Below are 21831 nucleotides of genomic sequence, written 5' to 3'. Positions count from 1 at the left end.
CATCTTGTTTTCAATGTACGGACTAATCTTGAATATGGGGGGGAAATCATGTTATGAAATGTTTAATTTATGAACAGAAATACATTAAGTAATTGATATCAATTTTATGCTGTAGTTTTGAGTTACAAGTCTTACAGCACGGTTACAAACAATATTTTTAAAAGATATTTTTTCAAAATAAATATTTTGGGCGATTAAACTTCTACAACCACATAGTATTTTTTGACGGCTTCGACAACTTCAAACTTGCCCTGAAACGATGGGGGAATAATGCCCGCATGGCCAGCAGAAACTTCGATATATCCGCCTTGTTGATCATGAATACGTACTAAACCTTCAAGGATTGTAAAAAACTCTTGTTTGTTCGGTGCAAAGACAATATTCCATGCACCAACTTCACATTGCCAGATCCCGCAGTCCATATTGGGGTGTACATACAGGCTTGCGGTTTCACGTTTAGGATTGCCTTGAACCAAACGGTCTGGGCGAGGGAAGTCTATGCTGTGTTCGGCTTGTGCTAAACCCTGACCGGCAATATATACATCTGACATGATTCATCCTGAAAATAGTGCTTTGCTATCAAAGCAAACGATTTTCGACATTAAAACACAAATAAAAAAAGCCTCAAGAGCTCGAGGCTTTTTTTATGAGTGCTAACGCTGAATGTTCTATTAATAGCTTTCTGGAACTGCACTTAAAAATTCACGACGTTCTTCTTTATTGGTTTTAAAGTCACCGACAAAAGAAACGGTACGTGTTGTAGACTCTTGTTTACCTACACCACGCATCATCATGCACATGTGAGCTGAATCAATCACCACAGCAACACCACGTGCACCAGTCACTTCAGCCACTGCTTCAGCAATCTGCTGAGTGAGGTTTTCCTGAATTTGTAAGCGACGGGCAAACATTTCTGTAATACGTGCGAATTTTGATAAACCTAAAACATTGCCTTCTGGGAGATAAGCAATATGTACGCGACCATAAAAAGGTAATAAATGGTGCTCACACAAAGAATAGAATTCGATATTCTTAACTAAGACCATTTCACGGTTATCTGATGGGAAAACCGCATTGTTGGTCACTTCTTCAAGTGTCTGGCTATAACCAGAAGTAAGATATGAAAAAGCTTTAGCAGCACGCATAGGCGTATCTTTAAGACCCGGGCGATTCAGATCTTCACCAACGGCAGTTAGGATATTTGCGTAGGATTGCTGCATAGACATAAGACGTGTTCACTTACACTGAGAGATTGAACAAGGACGGCATTGTAGCAGAAAACTATTACAATGCCTTCTTTTGGAGTTAAATCCGATTATTGTTTAAACTGTGGGTTTTTTTCTGCACGTTTAAGCAGAACCAGGACAGCACCTGTGCCGCCTTGTTTTTCTGGGGCGCTCACAAATGCCAATACATCACGATGTTGACGTAACCAACTATTTACATAAGTTTTTAAAATTGCTTCTGGACCTTTGCCATGCACAATTTTAATGACGTTTTGATTGTCATCTTTCGCCATTTGAATAATTTGCAGCACGGCAGAACGGGCTTCTTCAACAGTGCAACCGTGTAAGTCGACAGCTTCAAACCAACGTAGATTACCAGCTTTCAAATCTTCAAAAACTTTATGTTGTAAGGTTGCAATGCGATAGCTTAAAGCAGCTTGACTGGCAACAGGGTTGAGCATCGCTTGCGTATCAGAAAGTAATGCATCATCTGTTTCCATAGGACCAATTGCAGCAGCACGTTTAGCCAACGTTTGCGCATCAGGTTTTTTACGACCCACTTTTTCCATTTTTGCAATATTTCCTGCATTCATTTTTTGAACACCTTGCATTTGCTTTTGGAAAAGCGCGAAGTCTTCTTCCTGCTCTTGTTCAACAGTCTTTGGCGTTGGCTCAGGCTGTTTAGCAATCGTTGAGGAATGTGGATTCGTAATTTGCTTTTTAAAAGATTTCAGTAGGTTGTACTGATCTTTTGAAAGCGAAGAATCGTGTTTGCTCATAATGAAAAAACGGGAAATATACAAAAATTTAGTGCAATTATAGCCTTAAATGGCACTGATTTGAACTGGAAAGACTTTATATAAAGAAGATCTCTTAATTTATTACAAGTCCTATTTGGGCTTCAAAGTTGAATTAATTAATTTAATAACTTTTTTATTTTTATATTGTTCTGCAAGAGCTAATGCTGATTGTTCTTCATTAAATTTAGAAATACACACGATTTCGGTTGAAGCGCCTTTTTCAAGTAAATAAGAAATTATCTGATATTGATTTAGGCGGATAGCTTTACCTAATGGGGAGCATCTAGTGAAATAATATGTTTGTGGTTCAACTTCATCTACTACAAGTTCATTTATTTTTCTCAGCTTCATTTTTTTAATGAAAGAAATATCTGTGTGCTCGATAGCCGCCATAATTAAGGTGGTATCATAAAATTCATTGTTTTCACCAAAATTTAAATATTCAAGATACAAATTTTTGGCTTTTTCATAATTATCAATATCATTTTTCTGTGTCAGGTTCTTTATAGCATTTTGGAAAAAATCATTCATATCATCAAAATCATTTATTGCTGCATGGAACATGAATATATTTATTAAATATGGCTCATCAGCTAAATTCTTTTTCAATAAATGAGGGATATCTTTATAAAAAATCTGTTCAAAATGATTTAATTTTTCCATGGAAATAGGGTGAGATTTAATATTGATTGGTTTTGATAAAGAATTTTTATGTCCTTTAGACATAGAAAAATAGGTTGAATTTTCAATATTCTTGTTTTTAGTATTGATTGAGTAATTAATGACTATTGGTAAGCCTTGATAACTAATGATTTCAATTTGATTATTATTGAAATCATAATTTTTGCCCTTTAGCACGTTAGTATTTATATTTGGAAAAATTTGATTTAGGTCAATCTACGCAGCAATGATGCCTTCGGGCATAGTGGAAATATTAAAGTAGAGGATATGATTTTGGTCAATATGATACGGTGAGCCAGTATAAAGAGTTATATTTTTTGCCCAACTTATCTGGTGTAGTGAAACCAAGATTAATGAAATGAATAGAAGAGTAGAAGAAATAATCGACTTCATTATTTTTAATTCTCAATTGAATAAAAATTATAAAAAAGATGTGTAATTTTTTTAATATGGATGCAAAGTAGAAAAAGGGTGAGCGAACTCACCCTACATATTTCATTTATATTTTATCAGGCACACCAAACAGCTCCTTAAACGCCTGATCAGGGCGTGGCTGCTTCATAAAACTTTCACCGACCAAGAAGGCATGAATGTCATGTTCTTGCATCATGGCAACATCCGCAGGTGTTGCAATACCGCTTTCTGTCACAAGTAGGCGAGAAGGCTCAAGTAACTTCTTCAAACGTAATGATGTGTTGAGGTCAACATCAAAGGTTTTTAAATTACGGTTATTGACGCCTAGTAGACAGTTGTCAGAAAGACGCATTGCACGCTCAAGTTCTTCTTCGTCATGTACTTCAACCAACACGTCGAGATTGTGCTCAAAAGCAGTTTTCGACATTTCTTCGAGTTGTTGATCAGACAAACAAGCCACGATTAATAAAATACAGTCCGCATGTAAAGCGCGTGCTTCAATTACACCATAAGGGTCAATTAAAAAATCTTTACGAAGCGCAGGTAAGTCACAGTTCGTACGTGCAATCTGAATGTTTTCATCGGCACCTTGGAAAAAATCTACATCGGTGAGAACAGACAAACATGCCGCACCAGCATCTTGATACTGCTGCGCAATTTCAGCAGGGTTAAAGTTTTCACGAATGATGCCTTTCGATGGTGATGCCTTTTTAATTTCAGCAATCACCCCCGGACGTTTAGAGCCGAGGTTTTGTGCAAAACCTCGAACAGGTGTAGCTGCTTGAGCTAGCTCTTCGACATCTTTATAGCTACGTTGTTTAAGACGGGCTGCAAATTCTTCTTTTTTACGGTCAACAATTTTACCTAAAATTGTATTGGCGATATCTACCATGATTTGAGTCCTAATCTTAAGCTTCGTATTCTTTTAAAGTTTTAGTAAATTCAGACAAAATGCCCATTTTCTCTAGTGCTTGACCGCCATAGATAATGTCATGTGCTAATGCAACACCTTGTTTATAGCTTTTGGTTAAGCCTGAAACATAAATGCCTGCGCCTGCATTTAGGGCAATCATATTCGCGGCTTTATCACCGAGTGCAGATTTGTTTTTACCTAAAGCATCTTTGATCAATTTTAGACTTTCAGCAGCACTATCTACAGATAGACCCGTTAAGGTTTGCGACTCGATATCTACAGCTTCCGGCTGAATTTCCCATTCAGTGACTTCGCCATCTTTGAGTTCAGCAACATAAGTACTTGATGCAAGGCTAATTTCATCTAAACCGTCTTTTGAATGCACCACCAAGACATGTTCTGCACCGAGTTGTTTTAAAACTTCAGCCATAGGACGACATAATTCTGTAGAGAAAACTCCAATCACAAAACGTTTTACGCCGGCCGGATTCGTAAGCGGGCCAAGTAGGTTGAAAATACTACGGAAGCCCAATTCTTTACGTGGACCAGCAGCATATTTCATGGCTTTATGATGATTAGGTGCAAAGAGGAAACCCACGCCCATTTCACGAATACAACGTTCAGTTTGCTGCATGTTCAGGTCAAGGTTAATTCCTGCTTGTTCTAAAAGATCAGAAGAGCCTGATTTTGATGAAACACCACGACCACCATGTTTAGCAATAGTTGCACCTGCTGCTGCAATAACAAAACTAGACGCAGTAGAGACGTTAAATAAGTTTTGACCATCACCACCTGTACCAACGATATCCACCAAATGTGGCAGATCACTGACATCAATTTTGATCGCAAATTCACGCATTACACGTGCTGCGGCAGTGATTTCATCAATACTTTCACCTTTTTGGCGTAAGCCCATCATCAGTGCGCCAATTTGAGCATCGGTTGCTTCACCTTGCATGATGGTGCGCATCACTTCTTCCATTTGAGGTTGAGTGAGTTCAATATTTTTCGTGATGTTATTTAAAGCTTGTTGAATATTCATAATATTTTTTGCACTCGATTATGCGTAAATTTCTAAGAAGTTTTTAAAGATTTGATGGCCATGTTCACTAAGAATCGATTCAGGGTGAAACTGCACGCCTTCGACAGGCAATGTCTTATGTTTGACTCCCATGATTTCTTCCATCGTGCCATCTTCTTCATTGGTCCAGCAGGTCACTTCTAAACATTCTGGCAAAGTCGCTTGATTAATCACCAAAGAGTGATAGCGAGTAGCGGCAAATGGAGAAGGGAGGTTGCTGAAAATGCCTTGATCGCTGTGATACATGTCAGATAAACGACCGTGCATCACTTTTTTAGCGCGAATAATATCGCCGCCAAAAGCTTGTCCTATGGCTTGGTGGCCTAAACACACACCCAGTAAAGGAATTTTTCCCGCAAAGTGTTGAATCGCAGGAATTGAAATACCTGCTTCACTTGGCGAACAAGGGCCAGGACCAATGACTAAATACTTCGGTTGCCATCGCTCGATATCTTCCAATGTCACGGCATCGTTACGTACAACTTTTACTTCCTGATTTAACTCGCCAAAATATTGGACGATGTTGTAGGTAAAAGAGTCATAATTGTCGATCATCAAAAGCATGAGCGTATTAACCTTTGAAATTTATGCACTTAAATGTGCTTTGAATAGTCCGAAATGATTCTAAATAGTTGTATATTGACCCAAATATCGTGTGGATATTTTAAATAGAAAAATAGTGAAATATTTAGAATGCAGCCAATCATAGCAAATATTATTCAATTTCTGCTGAACAATTTCGCCAAAGTTCATCGCAACTGAAATCATTTCAATAAATTTTCGACTTATAAATTTGGGATTTAATTTGAACAAGACATTAGGCTGAATTTAAGTGGGTAAAATATGTTCAATTGATATTTTAAAAAGATCTGCTTGATGTCGTTAAAAATAGCAATTCAGGCTCTAGATGGAAAAATTTGAACCGTTTTGAAGCAAAATCACCAAAATGGAGCACAATTAATGTAAAGGTAAATTGATTAAAATTAAAACAAAATGATTAAATTAACGTCGAAAAATGGGTACTTTACGGGCTCAAAAAACCTAGATATCGATCATTAATTCAGTTATTACGCCAGTATTTTTCCATTTATAACTAGCTAAGCCATTAGTTTCTATCGTATTTAAATTCGACCTTAAAGCTTTGATAAAATCTCAATGATTTTATCGTTGAAAGCGATTAATCATTTTGGTGCAAAACCAAGTTGCACTATTTTGATACACCTGCGAGAAGTTTTTAAACAAAAGTGATGAAGAGTGGCTGAATATGGTGCATTTACTGTTACACACAGTATAATAGTCGAAAAGCTAGGAGCTAAAATCTTCTATTCTGATAAGGAATTCAATATTTTAGCTTGGCTTTTAAAAGTTGGTACGGTAATTGCTTAATAACTACCAACTACTAACACGCACTTCAGTGTGCACAAAAAAATCATCGGAGCAAAATGAGCATGGCGAACAAGGTCCTTCAACTCATCCAAGAAAGTGGCGCAAAATGGGTCGATTTTCGCTTTACTGATACTAAGGGTAAAGAACAACACGTAACTTACCCAGCAGATTCAATCGACGAAGATACGTTTGAAGATGGCAAAATGTTTGATGGTTCTTCAATTGCTGGTTGGAAAGGCATTGAAGCATCTGACATGATCTTACGTCCAGATGCAGAAACTTGTTTTATCGACCCGTTCTTTGCAGAAGCTACAGTTGTTGTGACTTGTGATGTTATCGAACCTTCAACTGGTCAAGGTTATGAACGTGACCCACGCTCTATTGCTCGCCGTGCGGAAGAATACCTAAAATCAACTGGTATCGGTGATACTGCTTATTTTGGTCCAGAACCAGAATTCTTCGTATTTGACGAAGTAAAATGGGACATCGATATGTCTGGCGCGCGCCACACATTAATCGCTGAAGAAGCTGCTTGGTCTACTGGTAAAGATTACGAAGCGGGTAACTCTGGTCACCGTCCACGTGTGAAAGGTGGTTACTTCCCAGTTCCTCCTGTTGATTCTTCACAAGATATGCGTGCAGATATGTGTGCAAAAATCGAAGACATCATGGGCCCAGGTCGTGTAGAAGTACATCACCACGAAGTTGCATCTTGCCAGCTTGAAATCGGTGTAAGCTTCAACACTATGGTTCGTAAAGCGGACGAAGTTCAACAGTTCAAATATGCGGTTTGGAACGTTGCTCACCAATATGCTAAAACTGCTACGTTTATGCCTAAACCAATGGTTGGCGATAACGGTTCTGGTATGCACGTTCACATGTCGATCTCTAAAGACGGCAAGAACTTGTTTGCTGGTGATGAATACGCTGGTCTTTCAGAAATGGCGTTGTACTTCATTGGTGGTGTGATCAAACACGCTCGTTCATTGAACGCAATCACAAACCCATCAACTAACTCGTACAAACGTTTAGTTCCACATTTCGAAGCACCGATTATGCTTGCTTACTCAGCACGTAACCGTTCAGCTTCTATTCGTATTCCTTATGTTTCTAGCCCTAAAGGCAAACGTATCGAAGCACGTTTCCCTGATCCAATGATGAACCCGTACTTAGGTTTCGCTGCACTTCTTATGGCTGGTCTTGACGGTATCCAAAACAAGATCCACCCAGGTGAAGCTGCTGACAAGAACTTGTACGACCTTCCTCCTGAAGAAGAAGCTAAAATCCCTACAGTGGCTCATAGCTTAGATATGGCGCTTGAAGCTCTTGCAGCTGACCATGATTACCTTCTTAAAGGTGGCGTGTTCACTAAAGAAATGCTTGATGCCTACATCGAACTTAAAACTGAAGAAGTTCGTCGTCTTAACACGACTACTCACCCAGTTGAATTCGACATGTACTACAGCTTGTAATTCTGTACAGAATTTCACTGTAAAAAGACCCGCCTTGTGCGGGTTTTTTTATGAGATGGGTTAAGATAAAGCAAAGAGTTGAATGAATATCTAAACATGGCAAAACCACGTAAAAAACATACCGGTTTTTTTCCTTGGATTGATCCAGCGGATCAAGCAAAGGGATTTAAACTCAACTTCTCAGAAGTGACTTATTTGGAAGTGGGGCGGACCTTTGAAGGTTATAAGCAGGCTGAATTTGTCGAACTGAAAAACCCAGAGCTAGCATTGGAGTTTGAATACCCTGAAAGTTTTTATATTACCACCGAAGGGCTGGTTTTAATAAAAACGCCGCAAGGCAAGTTTGAAGCCATTGCCAAGACAGATAACTTTTAATTTAACACGATAATATTGAATTGAAAAAAATGACCTGCAACACAACAGGTCATTTTTATTGAATATCCAGTAATTCACCAACCGTCATTGCAAACCATGCTGTTTTAGATTATCGATTTCATAAGGCGCATCTTCGGCGGGGTAGCGTAAGTTTTCTAATCCTTTGGTTTTGGCAATGGACCAAATTACACTTTCACCCGCAGGGATATTTTGGCTGTGCTGCGTATATAAGGGATCTTGCAGGGCGTCTGCTGCTGAAATAAAAGTCCAGCCATGCTGCTGAAAAGCAGTAATGACATCCTTTAAAAATGCGGCATTAATAGCATTCACATGTAAAAGTAAAACATGCTGTGGCGAACGATTTATGGTGGGCTGGGCAAGTTGGTCATAATAATCTGCTCGGTGAAGCAGGTGAGCAATATATGCTTGTTTCAGACGTTCTAATTTGTCCTGATCTTGCTGTTTGGCATAGTCGAGATATTTTTGGTTATAAAACCAGTCACTGGCATCTATACTGACTCCGCCAATGCGGTATTTATGCTGTGCTAGCCATAGATAGACAGCATCACGCTTTTTAGCGCTATTACCTTCTTTTAAAAAAGGATACCGGTAAATACGTGTGTAATTCGGCAGCGTTTTTAGCACTGTATCCGCCTGTTCAATGCTGTGCAGATAATCTTTTAATGTGACATTTTCTTTATTCAGGTTTTGGTGCAGTGCACTATGATTGCCAATCAGATGGCCGGATTGTCCCCACGCTTGAATTAGTTGCTTACCTTGATAATCACCAATTTTAATCAGGCTCGGAAAAACAATACTTTTGATTTTTTGATCATGCAGATGCTTTAAAATTTGAGCATTGATTTGTTCCGCTTGTGCGTTAAACGCTGGATTTAATCCATCATCAAAACTGAGTGCAATAGATTTTGCTTGAACCGTGATATTGGCACAAAGTAAAACGAAAAAAATAAAAACATGTAGCGGGTAAAATGGAAACATTATGCTTGTGTAATTTAGTGGTTATCCACGACATCATACTGTGTATGTGAGGTTTGTGTTGATTGCATATGTAATGAAGTGCTTAAGCTGTTTTGGTTTTGCTCATTTTACTGAAAACAAGCTATTGGTCATGAAAAACGATGTTGAGTTAGTTACACTAGGGATTCGCTATACTCAGCAAATGCTTATAAGGGAAATGAAATATGCAGCGTCAAGCATGCGAAATGCGGGATAAAAGAATGCCTCCTGAATTAAAAACATGGTTGTATGCTTCGGGTTCATTAACCCAACAATTAACAGATTTTGCCCAAGGCGTATTTAAGGTTGAGCCAAGTATTGAGCAATTTCAACGCATGACGCTTCAAGATGCACAGTGGCTGCAAACGCCAATACAGCATACAGCTTGGGTACGTGAAAGTTATTTATATGGTTGTGAAGCTGAGCCGTGGGTCAAAGCAAAAAGTATATTTCCAATCCTCAGTATACAAGGGCGTGCGCGGATTTTTCAGCATATTGGTAAAAAACCGATCGGACATTTTTTATTTCAACGGACCAATCCGAAGTGCGAGCGGCGTGTACTGTGGCTAGACGATGGTTGGACACGTCAGAGCTGTTATACTTGGCATGGTTGTAAATTTATTGTTCAGGAAACTTTTTTAGAAAGTTTTGAGCAATATTTGCAGAAATAATATTACCAGATGAAGGACAGTCATGGCCGTGGTGCAACAGATTACTTGGCAGCAGCGTTTAGAAGCTTATTACTATTTATGTCGCTTCGATAAGCCAATTGGCACGGAACTGGTTTTTTGGCCAACCATGTGGGCACTGTGGATTGCCAATCAAGGAACACCGCAATTCAGTATTTTGATTCCCATGATTTTAGGCACGATATTTATGCGTGCAGCAGGTTGTGCGATTAATGACTTTGCTGACCGTAAAGTCGATGGTGCTGTGGAAAGAACCAAGCATCGTCCTTTAGCCACTGGGGTGATTAGTGCTAAAGAAGCTATATATGTGTTCTTGATCTTGGTGCTTGCTAGCGCATGTATGTTGTTCTTTTTACCGATAGAAACTTTTTATTGGTCCTTTGGTGCATTGTTTTTAGCGTTCATTTATCCCTTTATGAAACGCTACACGCATCTGCCACAAGTATTTTTAGGCGCGGCATTTTCATGGTCGATTCCTATGGCTTATACCGCTGTGGGGCAAACACCTGATTTGACTTGCTGGTTATTGTACTTTGGTAATTTGGCGTGGACCGTTGCATATGACACACAATATGCCATTACTGACCGTGAATATGATTTGAAAATTGGCGTGAAATCAACTGCGATTTTATTTGGTAAATATGATATAGAAATCATTTCTTTATTACAGGCGCTAAGCATTGTACTGATTGGTTCTGCGTTGTATTTAGAAGATCTCTTGATGCCATTTGGTTTAGTTGCAATGTTGGCTGTGGCTGCCGATTTTATTTACCAGTGGACTAAAACCAAAGGCCGTGATCCGCAGTTATGTTTTTGGGCGTTTCGCCATAACCGTTGGGTAGGGTTTATGATTTTTATTGGAATTTTTATGGCATTGGCTCTTTAATGTCATTGATCTGAAACTTTTTAAAATGAACTAAAGCATCCTATTCGGGTGCTTTTTTTTATGCATTAATAAAAAGGCATGTAGTTTCATGTGTAAAGAATAATGATTAAAAAGGATATTTTATGAAACGTTCAAAAATAGCATTGGCTTTGACAGTTGCAGTTTCTATGCTGTCTTTAACCGCGTGTAATGACGATGATAATGACTCATCATCTTCGAATCAAAAATCAACATTTGTGTCTGAAGCAAATTATGCTTTCAATACAGTAGACAATACATCGTCCATTAAAGTCATGACCTATAACATGACCAATGTGCAGGGGAAAGCAGCGACTGCAACAGCCTTGGTGTTATTTCCAAAAGCTACACAACCTAAAGATGGGTATCGCGTTGTGGTGTGGGAGCATGGGACAGTCGGAGCAGGAGATGAGTGTGCGCCAAGTAAAAATGTAATTCATCCACGTTTTAAAATTCTAGCTAACACGCTTATGGCGGCAGGTTATGTAATTGTGGCGCCAGACTATGAAGGCTTAGGAACCAAAGGAGTTCATCCATACCTTAATTTATCAAGTGCGGCAAATTCGGCGCTTACTGCAGTTAAAGCGGCAAAAGAACATTATGGTAAGCAACTCAATGGTCAGTGGATGTCGATTGGTCAATCGCAAGGTGGTCATGCATCCTTAGGCACGGCGGAATTTGCGAATACCGATACTAACTATAAAGGTGCAGTAGCAGCCGCACCTGCGTCGAGTTTAGGCACGATTATTAAGATTTATTTAGATCCAAAACTAAATGTTGATGCAAACGGTCAACCTAAACCCCATGGATTGAATAGATTGGATGAACAGTTGGCACAAGTGCGTTATGCACTTAGTATGGGGCAGCTTTCTGAGGTTCAAGCACAGGCGTTAATTGATCAAATTGCAGATGGCTATGCTGAGCTTTTGGCATATGCTGCATTGACCAGTTCGGGTATTAAAGCCTATGAGCCAAATTATGATTTAAAAAATATTTTTACTGCTGATGCTGGTGTTATTGCAGAAAAAGCCTATGGACGTACAGGAGATGACGGTTCATGTTTAAGTTATGCTGATCCAAATGGCGCAAATGGTTTGCAAGAACAGTTTAAAGCAGCTGTGATTGAGTTTTTAAAGGATCCAACGCATACAGTTTCACAGTATGGAATTGATCTGAATAAAATTGATACCGATCCTGTTGTTCAGAAATTTTTAAATGATAATCAGCCAGCGACAAATGCAACTGCTGCCAAAGTAATTAAAGCGCCTGTGTATATTATTCAAGGTGCAAATGATCAGGCAGTTATTCCTGTGGTTACGCAAGCGCTATTTGCAAATATGAAAACACAAGCGAAGAAGTATTTCCCAGATGCAAATTATGCTGAAGGTTATCAATTAGACGTTGTGCCAAATGCAAGTCATACACAGGCGATTATCTGTAGAAATGCACAAGCGGTCGAATTTATTCAAGCTAAAATGTCTGCAGGTACAGGTATTGTCTTAACCAATGAGCAAAAAGATGCAAGCCAAAGTCCACATTGTAAGGGGGTAGCTGCTTCAAGCTAGGTTTTTTCAATAATAAAAAAAGGAGCATGTCTCCTTTTTTTGCATATTGGATTATAAATCATTCAATCCTTAAAAATGAGGGGCACAGTTAGTTCAAGCAAAGAATGTTATGAAGACTTGAGCGAATTTTGTTTTTTGCTATATTGGGCGTCGAATTATTTATGTATATGAAAGAATAGTTATGTCTGAAGTTAAGCCAAAACCCAATACCAAAAAGATGATCATTCTGATGGCACTTGGGCTATTGATTCCTATATTTTTGGTCAGTATGGCTTTTCTTGCAGTCAATAGTGATGCCAAAAACCAAGAAAAATATAAGCAACAACAAGCTGAAATGATTGAGCGCATTAAAGCAAAAGAAGCACAAGATGAGGCTTTGGCTGCTGAGGCTGACCAAGCAGTATCGGAAGTGCTGGCTGCTCAAGGGTTAAATGCTCAGTAAAATTCTGCTTACATTATGGATGTGAATGCAATGCGCATTCATTCAATGTTTGATTGTGCTTTAGGTATTTAAAACTATTTATTTACATCATGCCTGAGCGTGTGAACTGTTGGAATACTGGTGTAGCGGATTACACGGTAGCCAGCTTCTTCAAGCATTGCATCACGTTCAGCATCTTCTTGCTCTTTGCCTATATGACTGGGGTCATCAAGTTCGATAATCACAAGCACATTATAAGTTTGGTCAAGTATGACAAAATCAGTGACTTTTCGATTAAATCTATTTCTGATTTTGTAATTTTGAGTGGTGATCAGTGCGCTAAACGCCACTTGTGCTAAAATGTGGTAGTCCGGAAATGCTTCATTTAAACGATTAAACATCTTACTTTCAAAGGCAGTGATTACACGACGTGGGAAAAACTTTTGTTTTTTTCTAAACAGTCTGGGAAAGACTAAGCAGACAAGGGCAAAAGTTGCCAAGCAACCAATAATAAAAAATATGAACTGACTGAGATTTGGCACGGAATAAACTACATATATGAAAAAAGCCCACGTCATGATGCGTGGGCTTTTAGAATTTGGCTCTCCAACCTGGGCTCGAACCAGGGACCTGCGGATTAACAGTCCGTCGCTCTACCGACTGAGCTATTGGAGAATCTGCACGCATTCTATGGGGCAAATGCAGAGAGGTCAAGTCAGAATTGCAAAAAATAAAGAAATTTAGGCTGAATGTATTAAATATAAACACCTTTAATATAAAGCGTTTTTAAAACTTAAGCTTTGACTATTCTTTCTAATGTAGATGGAGAGGTGGGTGAATAGTTTTTGTTATTGAGTAAGTTATTCTTATTTTAAAAAGAAAAGTCAGAGCGTAAAAAAAGCCCACGACATAGTGCGTGGGCTTTTAGAATTTGGCTCTCCAACCTGGGCTCGAACCAGGGACCTGCGGATTAACAGTCCGTCGCTCTACCGACTGAGCTATTGGAGAATCTGAAACGGATTCTAAAGATGTATGGCAGGGTGGTCAAGCCTGATTTAAATAAAATACTTAAAAATCAAATTAAGTGTTTTAAAAATAGCCGAATCAGACAAGTTAGTACTTATACGGATACTTTTAGGAAAGCATAAACAAAAAAGTAGGTATGTTTTGTTAAATAGTAGGCAATAAAAAACCCACTTCACAATGAGTGGGTTTTTAGAATTTGGCTCTTCCACCTGGGCTCGAACCAGGGACCTGCGGATTAACAGTCCGTCGCTCTACCGACTGAGCTATGGAAGAATAGATGGCTCTCCAACCTGGGCTCGAACCAGGGACCTGCGGATTAACAGTCCGTCGCTCTACCGACTGAGCTATTGGAGAATCTGATGCGCATTTTAGGGATGAATTTTAAAGTGGTCAAGCAGATTTGATGAAATGACCATTTGAATGTTTTTTTATTGTTCAAGTCTAGAAATTTTTTCTTAAATAGCGGTTATTTTTGAAGTTTTTTATATCATCTAGGTTGCTGATTTGCTTTATCGTCAAATTTTGTAGATTTAAATTTTTAAGCGTAGTTATACGTTTCTCTTGATCTAAAGGAATTATAATTTGGAATAATAAATATATTTCTAAAATTTGATGGTTTGCAAAGGTATCTAAATGAAATTTAGAAAAAGACATAACAGGTTTAATGGTGTTTTGGAGTAGATTAAAAAGATTTTGATTGTGTTTGAATACAATCCTTAATAAATATTCATTACCGACAGGTAATAGTTTGTAGTGACTTTTTGTGTTGTTAATGGATATGCTTTCTATTTGATCATAGTTAAACTGAATTTTCATTATATAAAGTTGAATTATACAATGACTTTCGAAAAATCTAATTTGTGGCAGTCCATTTTTGATGATAAGTAAAATTAAGACGAATTCCATAATTGATAATCCAGTCAATATTAGTGCTGAATTAAAGCTATATTTAATAGATTCTTGAACATAAGAGTAACTCACATACTGGATTATAGTGATAAAGATAAACATCACTAATATTTTGGTATATTTTGCTTTTAAGATTAGTAATGGTTCTTGATTCATTCTTTTGTATAGTATTGATTGTTGTGGCAGTATGATATTTAAAGCATAAAAAATCACCCTAAAAGGGTGATTTTTTTGACTTTTGAATAAGTTTTAAAACTTATTTTTCAACGCCAGCAGCTTGACCTGCATATTTAGCGTTTGCATAGTCCCAGTTCACTAGGCTTTCTAAGAAAGTAGAGATGTATTTAGGACGAGCGTTACGGAAATCGATGTAGTAAGCGTGTTCCCAAACGTCGATAGTCAACACAGCAACTTTACCGTGAGCAAGTGGAGTGTCAGCATTTGAAGTTTTAAGGATAGAAAGGTTGCCGTTTACTTCGTCAGCAACTAACCAAGCCCAACCTGAACCGAACTGAGTTGCAGCAGCATTTGCAAATTCTTCAGCGAATTTTTCGTAAGAACCAAAAGCTTCGTCGATTTTAGCTGCTAAAGCGCCAGTAGCTTTACCGCCACCGTTTTTAGCCATACAGTTCCAGTAGAATGTGTGGTTCCATACTTGAGCTGCATTGTTGAAGATACCAGCTTTAGAAGCATCGCCTTTAACAGCAGTGATGATTTCTTCTAAAGTTTTGCCAGCAAGGTCAGTACCTTCAATTGCTTTGTTTAGGTTAACCACATAAGTATTGTGGTGTTTGTCGTGATGGTATTCTAAAGTTTCTTTGCTGATGTGCGGAGCAAGATCTTCGTAACCGTAAGGTAACGCTGGTAAAGTAATCGTTGTCATGTTTTCAATTCCTTGCATTTTGCTGGGTTTTGACATTAAGTGCCGTTATTGTAATAGATTCTTGCAGTAAAATGCGCATTGCTTATAAATAACAATACAGAATAAAGCCTGAAAATATACGTATAAGGACTGAGTCAAAGACCAAGACGATTTAAATTAAATCGGGTTGTTTAATTCGAAATAACTATACTCAATATTGAACTGTTCTGAAATAGCTTTTGCGAGTCGTTGTACACCATATCTTTCAGTTGCATGATGTCCACATGCATAATAATGCACATTTAATTCTTCAGCTTCGTAAAAAGTACGTTCACTCACTTCACCTGAAATGTACGCATCACAATCTAATGCAGCGGCTTTGCCAATAAAGTCCTGTGCGCCGCCCGTACAAAAACCAATTTTTTGAATAGATGGTTTATCTGCTGGTAGGTGAATGGCATCAAATCCTAATTTTTCAGAAACGTATTCTTTAAACGCTGTTGGAGTCATGGCTTGTTTTAAATAACCAACATTACCAATAGGATTGCGCTCAGTAGGATCTAAGGCTTCAATATTCTCTAATTCGAGCAAATCTGCTATCGCTGCATTATTACCTAAAGTAGGGTGACTATCTAAAGGTAAGTGATAACCTACGAGTGAAATATCTTTTTTGATCAGGGTTTTGATGCGTTTGCCGCGCATACCAGTGATTGGGTAAGCTTCACCTTTCCAAAAATAACCATGATGTACCAATAGCAAATCAGCATTTGCTGCGATTGCGGCTTCAATCGCTGTTTGAGATGCGGTAACTGCACATAAAATTTTATGCACTTCTGCTGAGCCTTCAATTTGCAAGCCATTGGGAGCATAGTCCTTAAATTCATGTGCTTTGAGTGTGCTGTCACACCACTGAATAATTTCACTTAACTGAGCCATATACTGTCCAAAATCTCAAAGAGATGCATCAAAATTTACGATTGTTTAAATTGTAACTAAAGAATCACAAATCTCTGTATTTATTTTTAATTTTGTTGAAAAGATTACATTACAATACGATATAAATTATTTAGCCATCAATGAATTATAAAATTTAGAGGATATAGACGTGCGTCGGACCTTTACATGGTTACCTTGGGTATTATTAATACTTGTGATCATCGGTTTCTTTACATGGCAACAGGTTCAAAAACCTAAAGCACCCATTGCCCCAGATGGGGTTAAAATGCCTGCAGAAAAGGTTGAGCCCCTCATTGATACGTCGCGTACAGGCGGTGTAGTTTCGTATAGTGCTGCGGTAAAAGTTGCTGCTCCAGCGGTTGTCAATATTTTCACTACGCAAAAAGTGAAACAATTGGATCATCCTTTATTAAATGATCCGGTTTACCGTGAGTTTTTTGGTAATCAACTTCCAGATCAAACTAATCAAAACGAAAATAGTTTAGGTTCAGGTGTAATTGTTCGTCCAGATGGCTATATTTTGACGAATAACCACGTGATCGCACAGGCCGATCAGATCGTTGTGGCTTTACATGATGGTCGTCGTGCTGAAGCGAAAGTTGTGGGTACAGACCCAGATACAGACCTAGCTGTGATTAAGATTGAAATGAGTCAATTACCGGTTTTACCGTTTAAGCTAAGTGGCAATGAAGTCGGTGATGTCGTCCTAGCGATTGGTAACCCTTTTGGCGTGGGTCAGACGGTTACGCAAGGGATTATCTCAGCTACAGGTCGTTCAGATTTGGGAATCAACACTTACGAAGACTTTATTCAAACAGATGCTGCGATCAACCCCGGCAACTCTGGTGGTGCTTTAATTGATGTTGCAGGGAACTTAATTGGTGTAAATACCGCGATCTTCTCGCAGTCAGGTGGCTCTTTGGGGATTGGTTTTGCCATTCCTGCAAAAGTATGTCAACAAGTATTAAACGCTATTTTAAAAGATGGGCGAGTGGTTCGTGGTTGGTTAGGTATTAGTTTACTTCCAATTAAACAAGAAAATATTTTAGATCCACGGGTGAATGGTGTGATTGTCGCAGATGTCATTCGTAATGGGCCTGCAGCACAAGCAGGTTTAAAACGTGGTGATAAAATCATGAAAGTGAATAATGAGCTGATTACCTCGACTTCGCATTTAATCAACTACGTTGCACAACAAGCGCCATTGAGCACTATGCAAATTGATATTGAGCGAGATGGTAAGGCGATGACATTGCCGGTACAAGTGGGAGAGCGTAAACCGCAAACTCAAAACAGTGACTCGCAATATATTCCATTACCCCGCTAGCATAGAAAATCCCTCTTCATGAGGGATTTTTTTTGAGTTCCTTTTTTGCACATCGCTTTTAAGTGCATCGTTTGGGCCAAACAATGCGCTTTGAAATTGAAATATCAATTACAAAAATGCATTGCACGCTTTGCTGAATTTGGCTTAATTTATAAGCAATAATAATTAGATAAGCGTATAAGAATATGAGCTTTTTACCCGCAGAATATGCCAAAGTTTTATCCAGTCAAGCCAATTTAGATATCGCCTTATATAAGGCACGTTTGGCTTTGCTGATTGAAGAAAATGCCAAACAGGGGAATACCGCCGTATTTACGGTTTTACCCAAGCATTTAGCTTTAGAAGAGATTCGAAGTTTATCTGCTGAGCTTACAGAATTGGGATATCAAGTTCGATTTGAAGTGAATGAATTCTTCTATAATTTTAATGTCTACTGGATTTGATTCGGGATTCACTGCATTTAAGGTCCTAAGTTAAAAACAAGATGAAACCCTTTAGAAAACCACGATAAGCGTAGTTTTCTAAAGCCGTTTTATAACGCAGTAACTTATTTAGATTTTTGATAGTCATTAATGACTTCAAGTGCCGCACGAAAGGCTTCTTGAGTCGCCGGTGCGCCACAATATGGCAAACTATGAAGTAACACTTCCTGAATTTCTTCTACAGTCGCCCCATTATTTAAAGCCCCTCGGACATGACCTTTGAGTTCTGTCGGACTTTTTTGTGCAGTTAAAAATGCAATGGTAATCAGTGAGCGATATTTACGGGGTAATACGCCTTCACGTTGCCAAGTTGAACCCCATGCATGCTCATTAATCCAATCTTGCAATGGTTGAGTAAATGGCACGGTATTGTCTTGAGCACGTTTGACGAAACTTTCACCCATAACTTCAGTACGAACTTTTAAGCCATTTTCATAATCTTGTTGTGACATGTAGCAAACCCTCTGTGATGTAATTTTGCAGTACAGCCTATACCTTTGACTCTGCGATACCATTGGCTGATGGTCGTATAAAAAAGCCATCCCATTGTTTAACAGTGGAATGGCTTTTATTTTGAGAAAAATAAAGCTTAAAAGCGATGCAGAAGCTGATTAATAACGCAGGAAGGCTTCTGGTTCATCATCGGTGTGTTGTTGCTTTTTCACTTCTGGTGAAACGGTTAAATGTGGATTGGATAGCTCAAGTTCGTGGATGAGTTGCATATCGAAAACATCTGTGAGCATACTGTCATAGCGTTGAATGTTGTAAGTGCTGAGCTGTTCAGCTTCGGAGGCAGTAATGACTTTTTGTGCAATGGCATCGGCTATATGTGCTTCAAAAGTTAAACCTTTAAATTGGCCTTTAGATTCAGCTTTTTTAAATTGGTTCCACAGCGGTTCAATTTTCAACAATTGTAAAAAGGCATTTTCCATACGACCAGAAACTTCATCTGCTGCAGTGCTGTAATACACATGCTTTTTGAGTTCTTGGCGGAAAGTATTGTCTAGCATCATTTGAGTGGCAACTTCACGTTTTAAATGGTCTGTAGGTTTGGCAACAACTCGTCCAAACGGAAAGCAGATGATTTTTACTACACTTGCCGCTAGTCGCATCGGGAAGTTATCAAATAAACCATGGAAAGCCTCTTCGACATTGTACAAAGCTTTATCTAATGCAAGTTGCGCATGTAATTGTTCAGCTTCACTTCTTTGACCTTGTTCATAAAATTTAAGAATAGCCGTCGCGATAAATAAATAAGAGTGAATGTCCGCCAAACGTCCCGAAAGCATTTCTTTACGTTTAATATCGCCGGCTAAAAGCCCAAGACACATATCTGCAGTCAGCGCGAAATCGGCGCTGAAGCGATTAATTTTTTTATAGTAGGGGCGGCTAAATTCATCTGCTGAAGCTGGTGAGTCTGATGGGCCACCTGTGAACGCATAAGCAAATGCGCGTGCAGTTCGGTTAAAGGTATAGCCTAAGTGCTTAAAGAGCATTTCATTGAATGTATTGAGTGCAGTGTTTTTATCTTGAGCTTGAAGTAATTGTAGCTCTTCAAATAAATATGGATGGCACCGCATTGAACCTTGTCCAAAAATCATCAAAGAGCGACTGAGAATATTGGCACCCTCGACAGTAATTGACACAGGAATGGCCTGATAATTCAAAGCTAAAAAATTACGAGGTCCCATTTGCACGGCACGTCCACCGACGATGTCCATGCCATGATTCACCACTTTCCGCATGGTTTCAGTGGCATAGTATTTGGCCATTGCAGTCATTACAGCAGGTTTGCCGCCTTGGTTTAAACCACAAGTCACCAAATAGCGGAATGCTTCAAGCATATAAGCGTCTGATGCGATATCACTCGAAGCTTCTTGTACACCTTCAAAATTACCTACAGAAATTTTAAACTGCTGACGAACTTTGGCAAATGCACCAACATTTAAATATGCCATTTCTCCGGCTGCCGTTGACAAAGCTGGGAGTGAAATGCCACGACCAACCGCTAAACATTCCATCAGCATACGCCAGCCTTTGCCGGCATTTTCAATCCCACCAATGATCCAGTCTAAGGGAATAAAGACATCTTTGCCTTCAACTGTCCCATTCATAAACGGCGAGCCAGGATTATGACGTGGGCCTGTAATGACACCGTCATGACTCGCCGGTAATAGGGCGCAGGTGATGCCATATTCCGTTTTATTTTTATCTCCCAATAAGCCATCAGGATCGTATAACTTAAATGCCAGACCAATGACGGTGGCAATCGGTGCAAGGGTAATCCAGCGTTTAGAGAAGTTCATGTTTAAGCCGAGCACTTGTTGTCCCTCAAAGGTGCCATAACAGACGACACCTGTATCAGGAATAGCACCTGCATCTGAGCCGGCTTCAGGGCTAGTGAGACCAAAACATGGAATTTCTTCACCTTTGGCAAGGCCTGGGAGGTATCGGTCTTTTTGTGCTTCAGTACCATAGTGTAGAAGCAATTCCCCCGGTCCAAGCGAGTTGGGCACCATACAACTGACTGCGGCAGTCAGTGAGCGGGATGCAATCTTACTCATGACTCGGCTTTGTGCAAATGAACTAAATTCACGGCCCCCGTAAGATTTTGGAATCACTAGTCCTAAGAAACCATTATCCTTAATGAATTGCCAAGCTTCTGGTGGGAGGTCTTTATGTTTATGGTGAATATCCCACTCGTTGAGCATGGCACAAAGTTGCTCGACTTCATTATCAATGAACGATTGTTCTTCAGCACTGAGCTGAGGATAGGGATAAGCTTCAAATTTTTTCCAATCAGGCGCGCCCATAAATAGCTCTTTTTCCCACCAACTTGTTCCTGCATCCAACGCTTCACGTTCCGTAGTACTCATACTCGGCATCGCATTTGCTAAGGTTTTATAGGCAGGTTTGGTGAGCAGATTGAGCCTCAGTGGGTCAATCAGCACAATTAAACTTAAAGCAATAAGCGGGATGCCAAGTATTAATGACCATGGGCTTAAAAAGGCGAGTGCAATTGAAACGAATATCAGTGTTAATGCGCCTACAGTTCGTGAAAGTTCAAAGAAAAAAACGGCCCAAAGAGCAAAAATAAAGAGTACGGCACTGAGTATAAATAGCATTTGTTATGGCTCCAGTGACAAGGGCCAGAGCGTTATGCGTTTAAAACAGCCTACATGCGTTTAAAAATGATCTCATCTTTTGTCTTTCTGATTTTAAAGTGCATGAGACTGTCAAAATGGCATCACTCGGCTGGTGAGTATGATTGGACAATTGCGCGAATATCATGAAAGCGCAAATAAAGTGTTTTCAATAGATTGA

At 39.1% G+C, this 21831-nt stretch carries 22 protein-coding genes and 4 tRNA genes; 8 read left to right on the top strand and 18 right to left on the bottom strand.

Translation table 11 applies throughout. The annotated features are described in order from the left end of the window. Window positions 1-194: 194 nt before the first annotated feature. From FTU02_RS04100 to FTU02_RS04070, 7 genes are all read right to left on the bottom strand, one after another. Window positions 195-551, bottom strand: coding sequence for a cupin domain-containing protein (locus FTU02_RS04100; RefSeq protein ID WP_180035550.1), 357 nt, complete (start codon window positions 549-551; stop codon window positions 195-197). A gap of 120 nt (window positions 552-671) precedes the next feature. After that, window positions 672-1220 carry a GTP cyclohydrolase I FolE gene (folE, locus tag FTU02_RS04095; RefSeq protein ID WP_171262632.1) on the bottom strand — a complete coding sequence of 183 codons (549 nt, stop codon included), beginning with the start codon at window positions 1218-1220 and terminating at the stop codon, window positions 672-674. Window positions 1221-1315: 95 nt separating this feature from the next. Beyond that, complete coding sequence (locus FTU02_RS04090) at window positions 1316-2005, bottom strand: Smr/MutS family protein (protein WP_078191970.1); 690 nt, start codon at window positions 2003-2005, stop codon at window positions 1316-1318. A gap of 111 nt (window positions 2006-2116) precedes the next feature. Continuing rightward, the gene (locus FTU02_RS04085; protein ID WP_257232756.1) at window positions 2117-2884 is read right to left on the bottom strand and encodes a hypothetical protein; all 768 of its coding nucleotides are present in this window, start codon (window positions 2882-2884) and stop codon (window positions 2117-2119) included. A gap of 322 nt (window positions 2885-3206) precedes the next feature. After that, window positions 3207-4013 carry an indole-3-glycerol phosphate synthase TrpC gene (gene trpC, locus FTU02_RS04080; protein ID WP_180128894.1) on the bottom strand — a complete coding sequence of 269 codons (807 nt, stop codon included), beginning with the start codon at window positions 4011-4013 and terminating at the stop codon, window positions 3207-3209. A gap of 16 nt (window positions 4014-4029) precedes the next feature. Then, entirely contained in the window at window positions 4030-5076 is a 1047-nt protein-coding gene (gene trpD / locus FTU02_RS04075; RefSeq protein WP_168379163.1) for an anthranilate phosphoribosyltransferase, read from the bottom strand. A gap of 18 nt (window positions 5077-5094) precedes the next feature. Then, on the bottom strand, window positions 5095-5679 hold the full coding sequence (locus tag FTU02_RS04070; RefSeq protein WP_078191967.1) for an aminodeoxychorismate/anthranilate synthase component II: 585 nt from the start codon (window positions 5677-5679) through the stop codon (window positions 5095-5097). A gap of 878 nt (window positions 5680-6557) precedes the next feature. Between FTU02_RS04070 and glnA the strand changes: the two genes are divergently transcribed. Together glnA and FTU02_RS04060 are read left to right on the top strand one after the other, a co-directional pair. Further along, the gene (glnA, locus tag FTU02_RS04065; protein ID WP_171263711.1) at window positions 6558-7973 is read left to right on the top strand and encodes a type I glutamate--ammonia ligase; all 1416 of its coding nucleotides are present in this window, start codon (window positions 6558-6560) and stop codon (window positions 7971-7973) included. 96 nt (window positions 7974-8069) lie between these two features. Continuing rightward, window positions 8070-8348 (top strand): hypothetical protein, encoded by a 279-nt coding sequence (locus FTU02_RS04060; protein WP_180155988.1) that lies wholly within the window; start codon window positions 8070-8072, stop codon window positions 8346-8348. 84 nt (window positions 8349-8432) lie between these two features. On the opposite strand, the gene FTU02_RS04055 is transcribed toward FTU02_RS04060, so the two are convergent. Then, window positions 8433-9347 carry a polysaccharide deacetylase family protein gene (locus tag FTU02_RS04055; protein ID WP_180155986.1) on the bottom strand — a complete coding sequence of 305 codons (915 nt, stop codon included), beginning with the start codon at window positions 9345-9347 and terminating at the stop codon, window positions 8433-8435. A gap of 203 nt (window positions 9348-9550) precedes the next feature. Between FTU02_RS04055 and FTU02_RS04050 the strand changes: the two genes are divergently transcribed. From FTU02_RS04050 to FTU02_RS04035, 4 genes are all read left to right on the top strand, one after another. Further along, window positions 9551-10036, top strand: a complete 486-nt coding sequence (locus tag FTU02_RS04050) for a chorismate lyase (protein WP_180155984.1) — start codon at window positions 9551-9553, stop codon at window positions 10034-10036. A 22-nt stretch (window positions 10037-10058) separates the two neighbouring features. Further along, window positions 10059-10940: a 4-hydroxybenzoate octaprenyltransferase gene (gene ubiA, locus FTU02_RS04045; protein ID WP_078191899.1), complete on the top strand. Its 882-nt coding sequence runs from the start codon at window positions 10059-10061 to the stop codon at window positions 10938-10940. Window positions 10941-11062: 122 nt separating this feature from the next. Next, complete coding sequence (locus FTU02_RS04040; protein ID WP_180155982.1) at window positions 11063-12523, top strand: S9 family peptidase; 1461 nt, start codon at window positions 11063-11065, stop codon at window positions 12521-12523. A gap of 181 nt (window positions 12524-12704) precedes the next feature. After that, on the top strand, window positions 12705-12965 hold the full coding sequence (locus FTU02_RS04035; protein ID WP_180155980.1) for a hypothetical protein: 261 nt from the start codon (window positions 12705-12707) through the stop codon (window positions 12963-12965). A 74-nt stretch (window positions 12966-13039) separates the two neighbouring features. On the opposite strand, the gene FTU02_RS04030 is transcribed toward FTU02_RS04035, so the two are convergent. The 8 genes from FTU02_RS04030 to FTU02_RS03995 form a co-directional block, all read right to left on the bottom strand. Beyond that, window positions 13040-13522 (bottom strand): DUF2726 domain-containing protein, encoded by a 483-nt coding sequence (locus FTU02_RS04030; protein WP_218956160.1) that lies wholly within the window; start codon window positions 13520-13522, stop codon window positions 13040-13042. 21 nt (window positions 13523-13543) lie between these two features. After that, window positions 13544-13619 (bottom strand) — tRNA-Asn (locus tag FTU02_RS04025). A gap of 257 nt (window positions 13620-13876) precedes the next feature. Beyond that, a tRNA-Asn gene (locus tag FTU02_RS04020) sits at window positions 13877-13952 on the bottom strand. 215 nt (window positions 13953-14167) lie between these two features. After that, window positions 14168-14243: transfer RNA gene (locus FTU02_RS04015), tRNA-Asn, on the bottom strand. A 5-nt stretch (window positions 14244-14248) separates the two neighbouring features. Further along, window positions 14249-14324: transfer RNA gene (locus FTU02_RS04010), tRNA-Asn, on the bottom strand. 87 nt (window positions 14325-14411) lie between these two features. Beyond that, window positions 14412-14876, bottom strand: a complete 465-nt coding sequence (locus tag FTU02_RS04005) for a hypothetical protein (protein WP_180155978.1) — start codon at window positions 14874-14876, stop codon at window positions 14412-14414. Window positions 14877-15135: 259 nt separating this feature from the next. Beyond that, complete coding sequence (locus FTU02_RS04000) at window positions 15136-15762, bottom strand: superoxide dismutase (RefSeq protein ID WP_078192384.1); 627 nt, start codon at window positions 15760-15762, stop codon at window positions 15136-15138. Between the two features lie 156 nt (window positions 15763-15918). After that, window positions 15919-16677: a Nif3-like dinuclear metal center hexameric protein gene (locus FTU02_RS03995; RefSeq protein WP_180063393.1), complete on the bottom strand. Its 759-nt coding sequence runs from the start codon at window positions 16675-16677 to the stop codon at window positions 15919-15921. A 169-nt stretch (window positions 16678-16846) separates the two neighbouring features. On the opposite strand from FTU02_RS03995, the gene FTU02_RS03990 reads away from it, so the two are divergent. Both FTU02_RS03990 and FTU02_RS03985 read left to right on the top strand, forming a co-directional pair. After that, entirely contained in the window at window positions 16847-18025 is a 1179-nt protein-coding gene (locus FTU02_RS03990; protein ID WP_078191894.1) for a S1C family serine protease, read from the top strand. 185 nt (window positions 18026-18210) lie between these two features. Further along, the gene (locus FTU02_RS03985) at window positions 18211-18468 is read left to right on the top strand and encodes a hypothetical protein (protein ID WP_180155976.1); all 258 of its coding nucleotides are present in this window, start codon (window positions 18211-18213) and stop codon (window positions 18466-18468) included. A gap of 104 nt (window positions 18469-18572) precedes the next feature. Here FTU02_RS03985 and FTU02_RS03980 read toward each other — a convergent pair whose 3' ends face one another. Together FTU02_RS03980 and FTU02_RS03975 are read right to left on the bottom strand one after the other, a co-directional pair. Beyond that, window positions 18573-18959 (bottom strand): carboxymuconolactone decarboxylase family protein, encoded by a 387-nt coding sequence (locus FTU02_RS03980; RefSeq protein WP_168379173.1) that lies wholly within the window; start codon window positions 18957-18959, stop codon window positions 18573-18575. Window positions 18960-19118: 159 nt separating this feature from the next. After that, window positions 19119-21632 (bottom strand): acyl-CoA dehydrogenase, encoded by a 2514-nt coding sequence (locus tag FTU02_RS03975; protein ID WP_180155973.1) that lies wholly within the window; start codon window positions 21630-21632, stop codon window positions 19119-19121. Window positions 21633-21831 lie beyond the last annotated feature (199 nt).

It is taken from the genome of Acinetobacter sp. YH12045 (assembly GCF_013419925.1).
Taxonomy (GTDB): Bacteria; Pseudomonadota; Gammaproteobacteria; order Pseudomonadales; family Moraxellaceae; genus Acinetobacter; species Acinetobacter amyesii.
The sequence above is the reverse complement of the archived record's forward strand: the minus strand, read 5'-3'. Positions and strand labels throughout refer to the sequence as shown.

Excerpts from the sequence above, each read along its gene's own strand:
- FTU02_RS04100 (WP_180035550.1), bottom strand. The coding sequence starts at position 551 with ATGTCAGATGTATATATTGCCGGTCAGGGTTTAGCACAAGCCGAACAC.
- folE (WP_171262632.1), bottom strand. The coding sequence starts at position 1,220 with ATGCAGCAATCCTACGCAAATATCCTAACTGCCGTTGGTGAAGATCTG.
- FTU02_RS04090 (WP_078191970.1), bottom strand. The coding sequence starts at position 2,005 with ATGAGCAAACACGATTCTTCGCTTTCAAAAGATCAGTACAACCTACTG.
- trpC (WP_180128894.1), bottom strand. The coding sequence starts at position 4,013 with ATGGTAGATATCGCCAATACAATTTTAGGTAAAATTGTTGACCGTAAA.
- trpD (WP_168379163.1), bottom strand. The coding sequence starts at position 5,076 with ATGAATATTCAACAAGCTTTAAATAACATCACGAAAAATATTGAACTC.
- FTU02_RS04070 (WP_078191967.1), bottom strand. The coding sequence starts at position 5,679 with ATGCTTTTGATGATCGACAATTATGACTCTTTTACCTACAACATCGTC.
- glnA (WP_171263711.1), top strand. The coding sequence starts at position 6,558 with ATGAGCATGGCGAACAAGGTCCTTCAACTCATCCAAGAAAGTGGCGCA.
- FTU02_RS04060 (WP_180155988.1), top strand. The coding sequence starts at position 8,070 with ATGGCAAAACCACGTAAAAAACATACCGGTTTTTTTCCTTGGATTGAT.
- FTU02_RS04055 (WP_180155986.1), bottom strand. The coding sequence starts at position 9,347 with ATGTTTCCATTTTACCCGCTACATGTTTTTATTTTTTTCGTTTTACTT.
- FTU02_RS04050 (WP_180155984.1), top strand. The coding sequence starts at position 9,551 with ATGCAGCGTCAAGCATGCGAAATGCGGGATAAAAGAATGCCTCCTGAA.
- ubiA (WP_078191899.1), top strand. The coding sequence starts at position 10,059 with ATGGCCGTGGTGCAACAGATTACTTGGCAGCAGCGTTTAGAAGCTTAT.
- FTU02_RS04040 (WP_180155982.1), top strand. The coding sequence starts at position 11,063 with ATGAAACGTTCAAAAATAGCATTGGCTTTGACAGTTGCAGTTTCTATG.
- FTU02_RS04035 (WP_180155980.1), top strand. The coding sequence starts at position 12,705 with ATGTCTGAAGTTAAGCCAAAACCCAATACCAAAAAGATGATCATTCTG.
- FTU02_RS04030 (WP_218956160.1), bottom strand. The coding sequence starts at position 13,522 with ATGACGTGGGCTTTTTTCATATATGTAGTTTATTCCGTGCCAAATCTC.
- FTU02_RS04005 (WP_180155978.1), bottom strand. The coding sequence starts at position 14,876 with ATGGAATTCGTCTTAATTTTACTTATCATCAAAAATGGACTGCCACAA.
- FTU02_RS04000 (WP_078192384.1), bottom strand. The coding sequence starts at position 15,762 with ATGACAACGATTACTTTACCAGCGTTACCTTACGGTTACGAAGATCTT.
- FTU02_RS03995 (WP_180063393.1), bottom strand. The coding sequence starts at position 16,677 with ATGGCTCAGTTAAGTGAAATTATTCAGTGGTGTGACAGCACACTCAAA.
- FTU02_RS03985 (WP_180155976.1), top strand. The coding sequence starts at position 18,211 with ATGAGCTTTTTACCCGCAGAATATGCCAAAGTTTTATCCAGTCAAGCC.
- FTU02_RS03980 (WP_168379173.1), bottom strand. The coding sequence starts at position 18,959 with ATGTCACAACAAGATTATGAAAATGGCTTAAAAGTTCGTACTGAAGTT.
- FTU02_RS03975 (WP_180155973.1), bottom strand. The coding sequence starts at position 21,632 with ATGCTATTTATACTCAGTGCCGTACTCTTTATTTTTGCTCTTTGGGCC.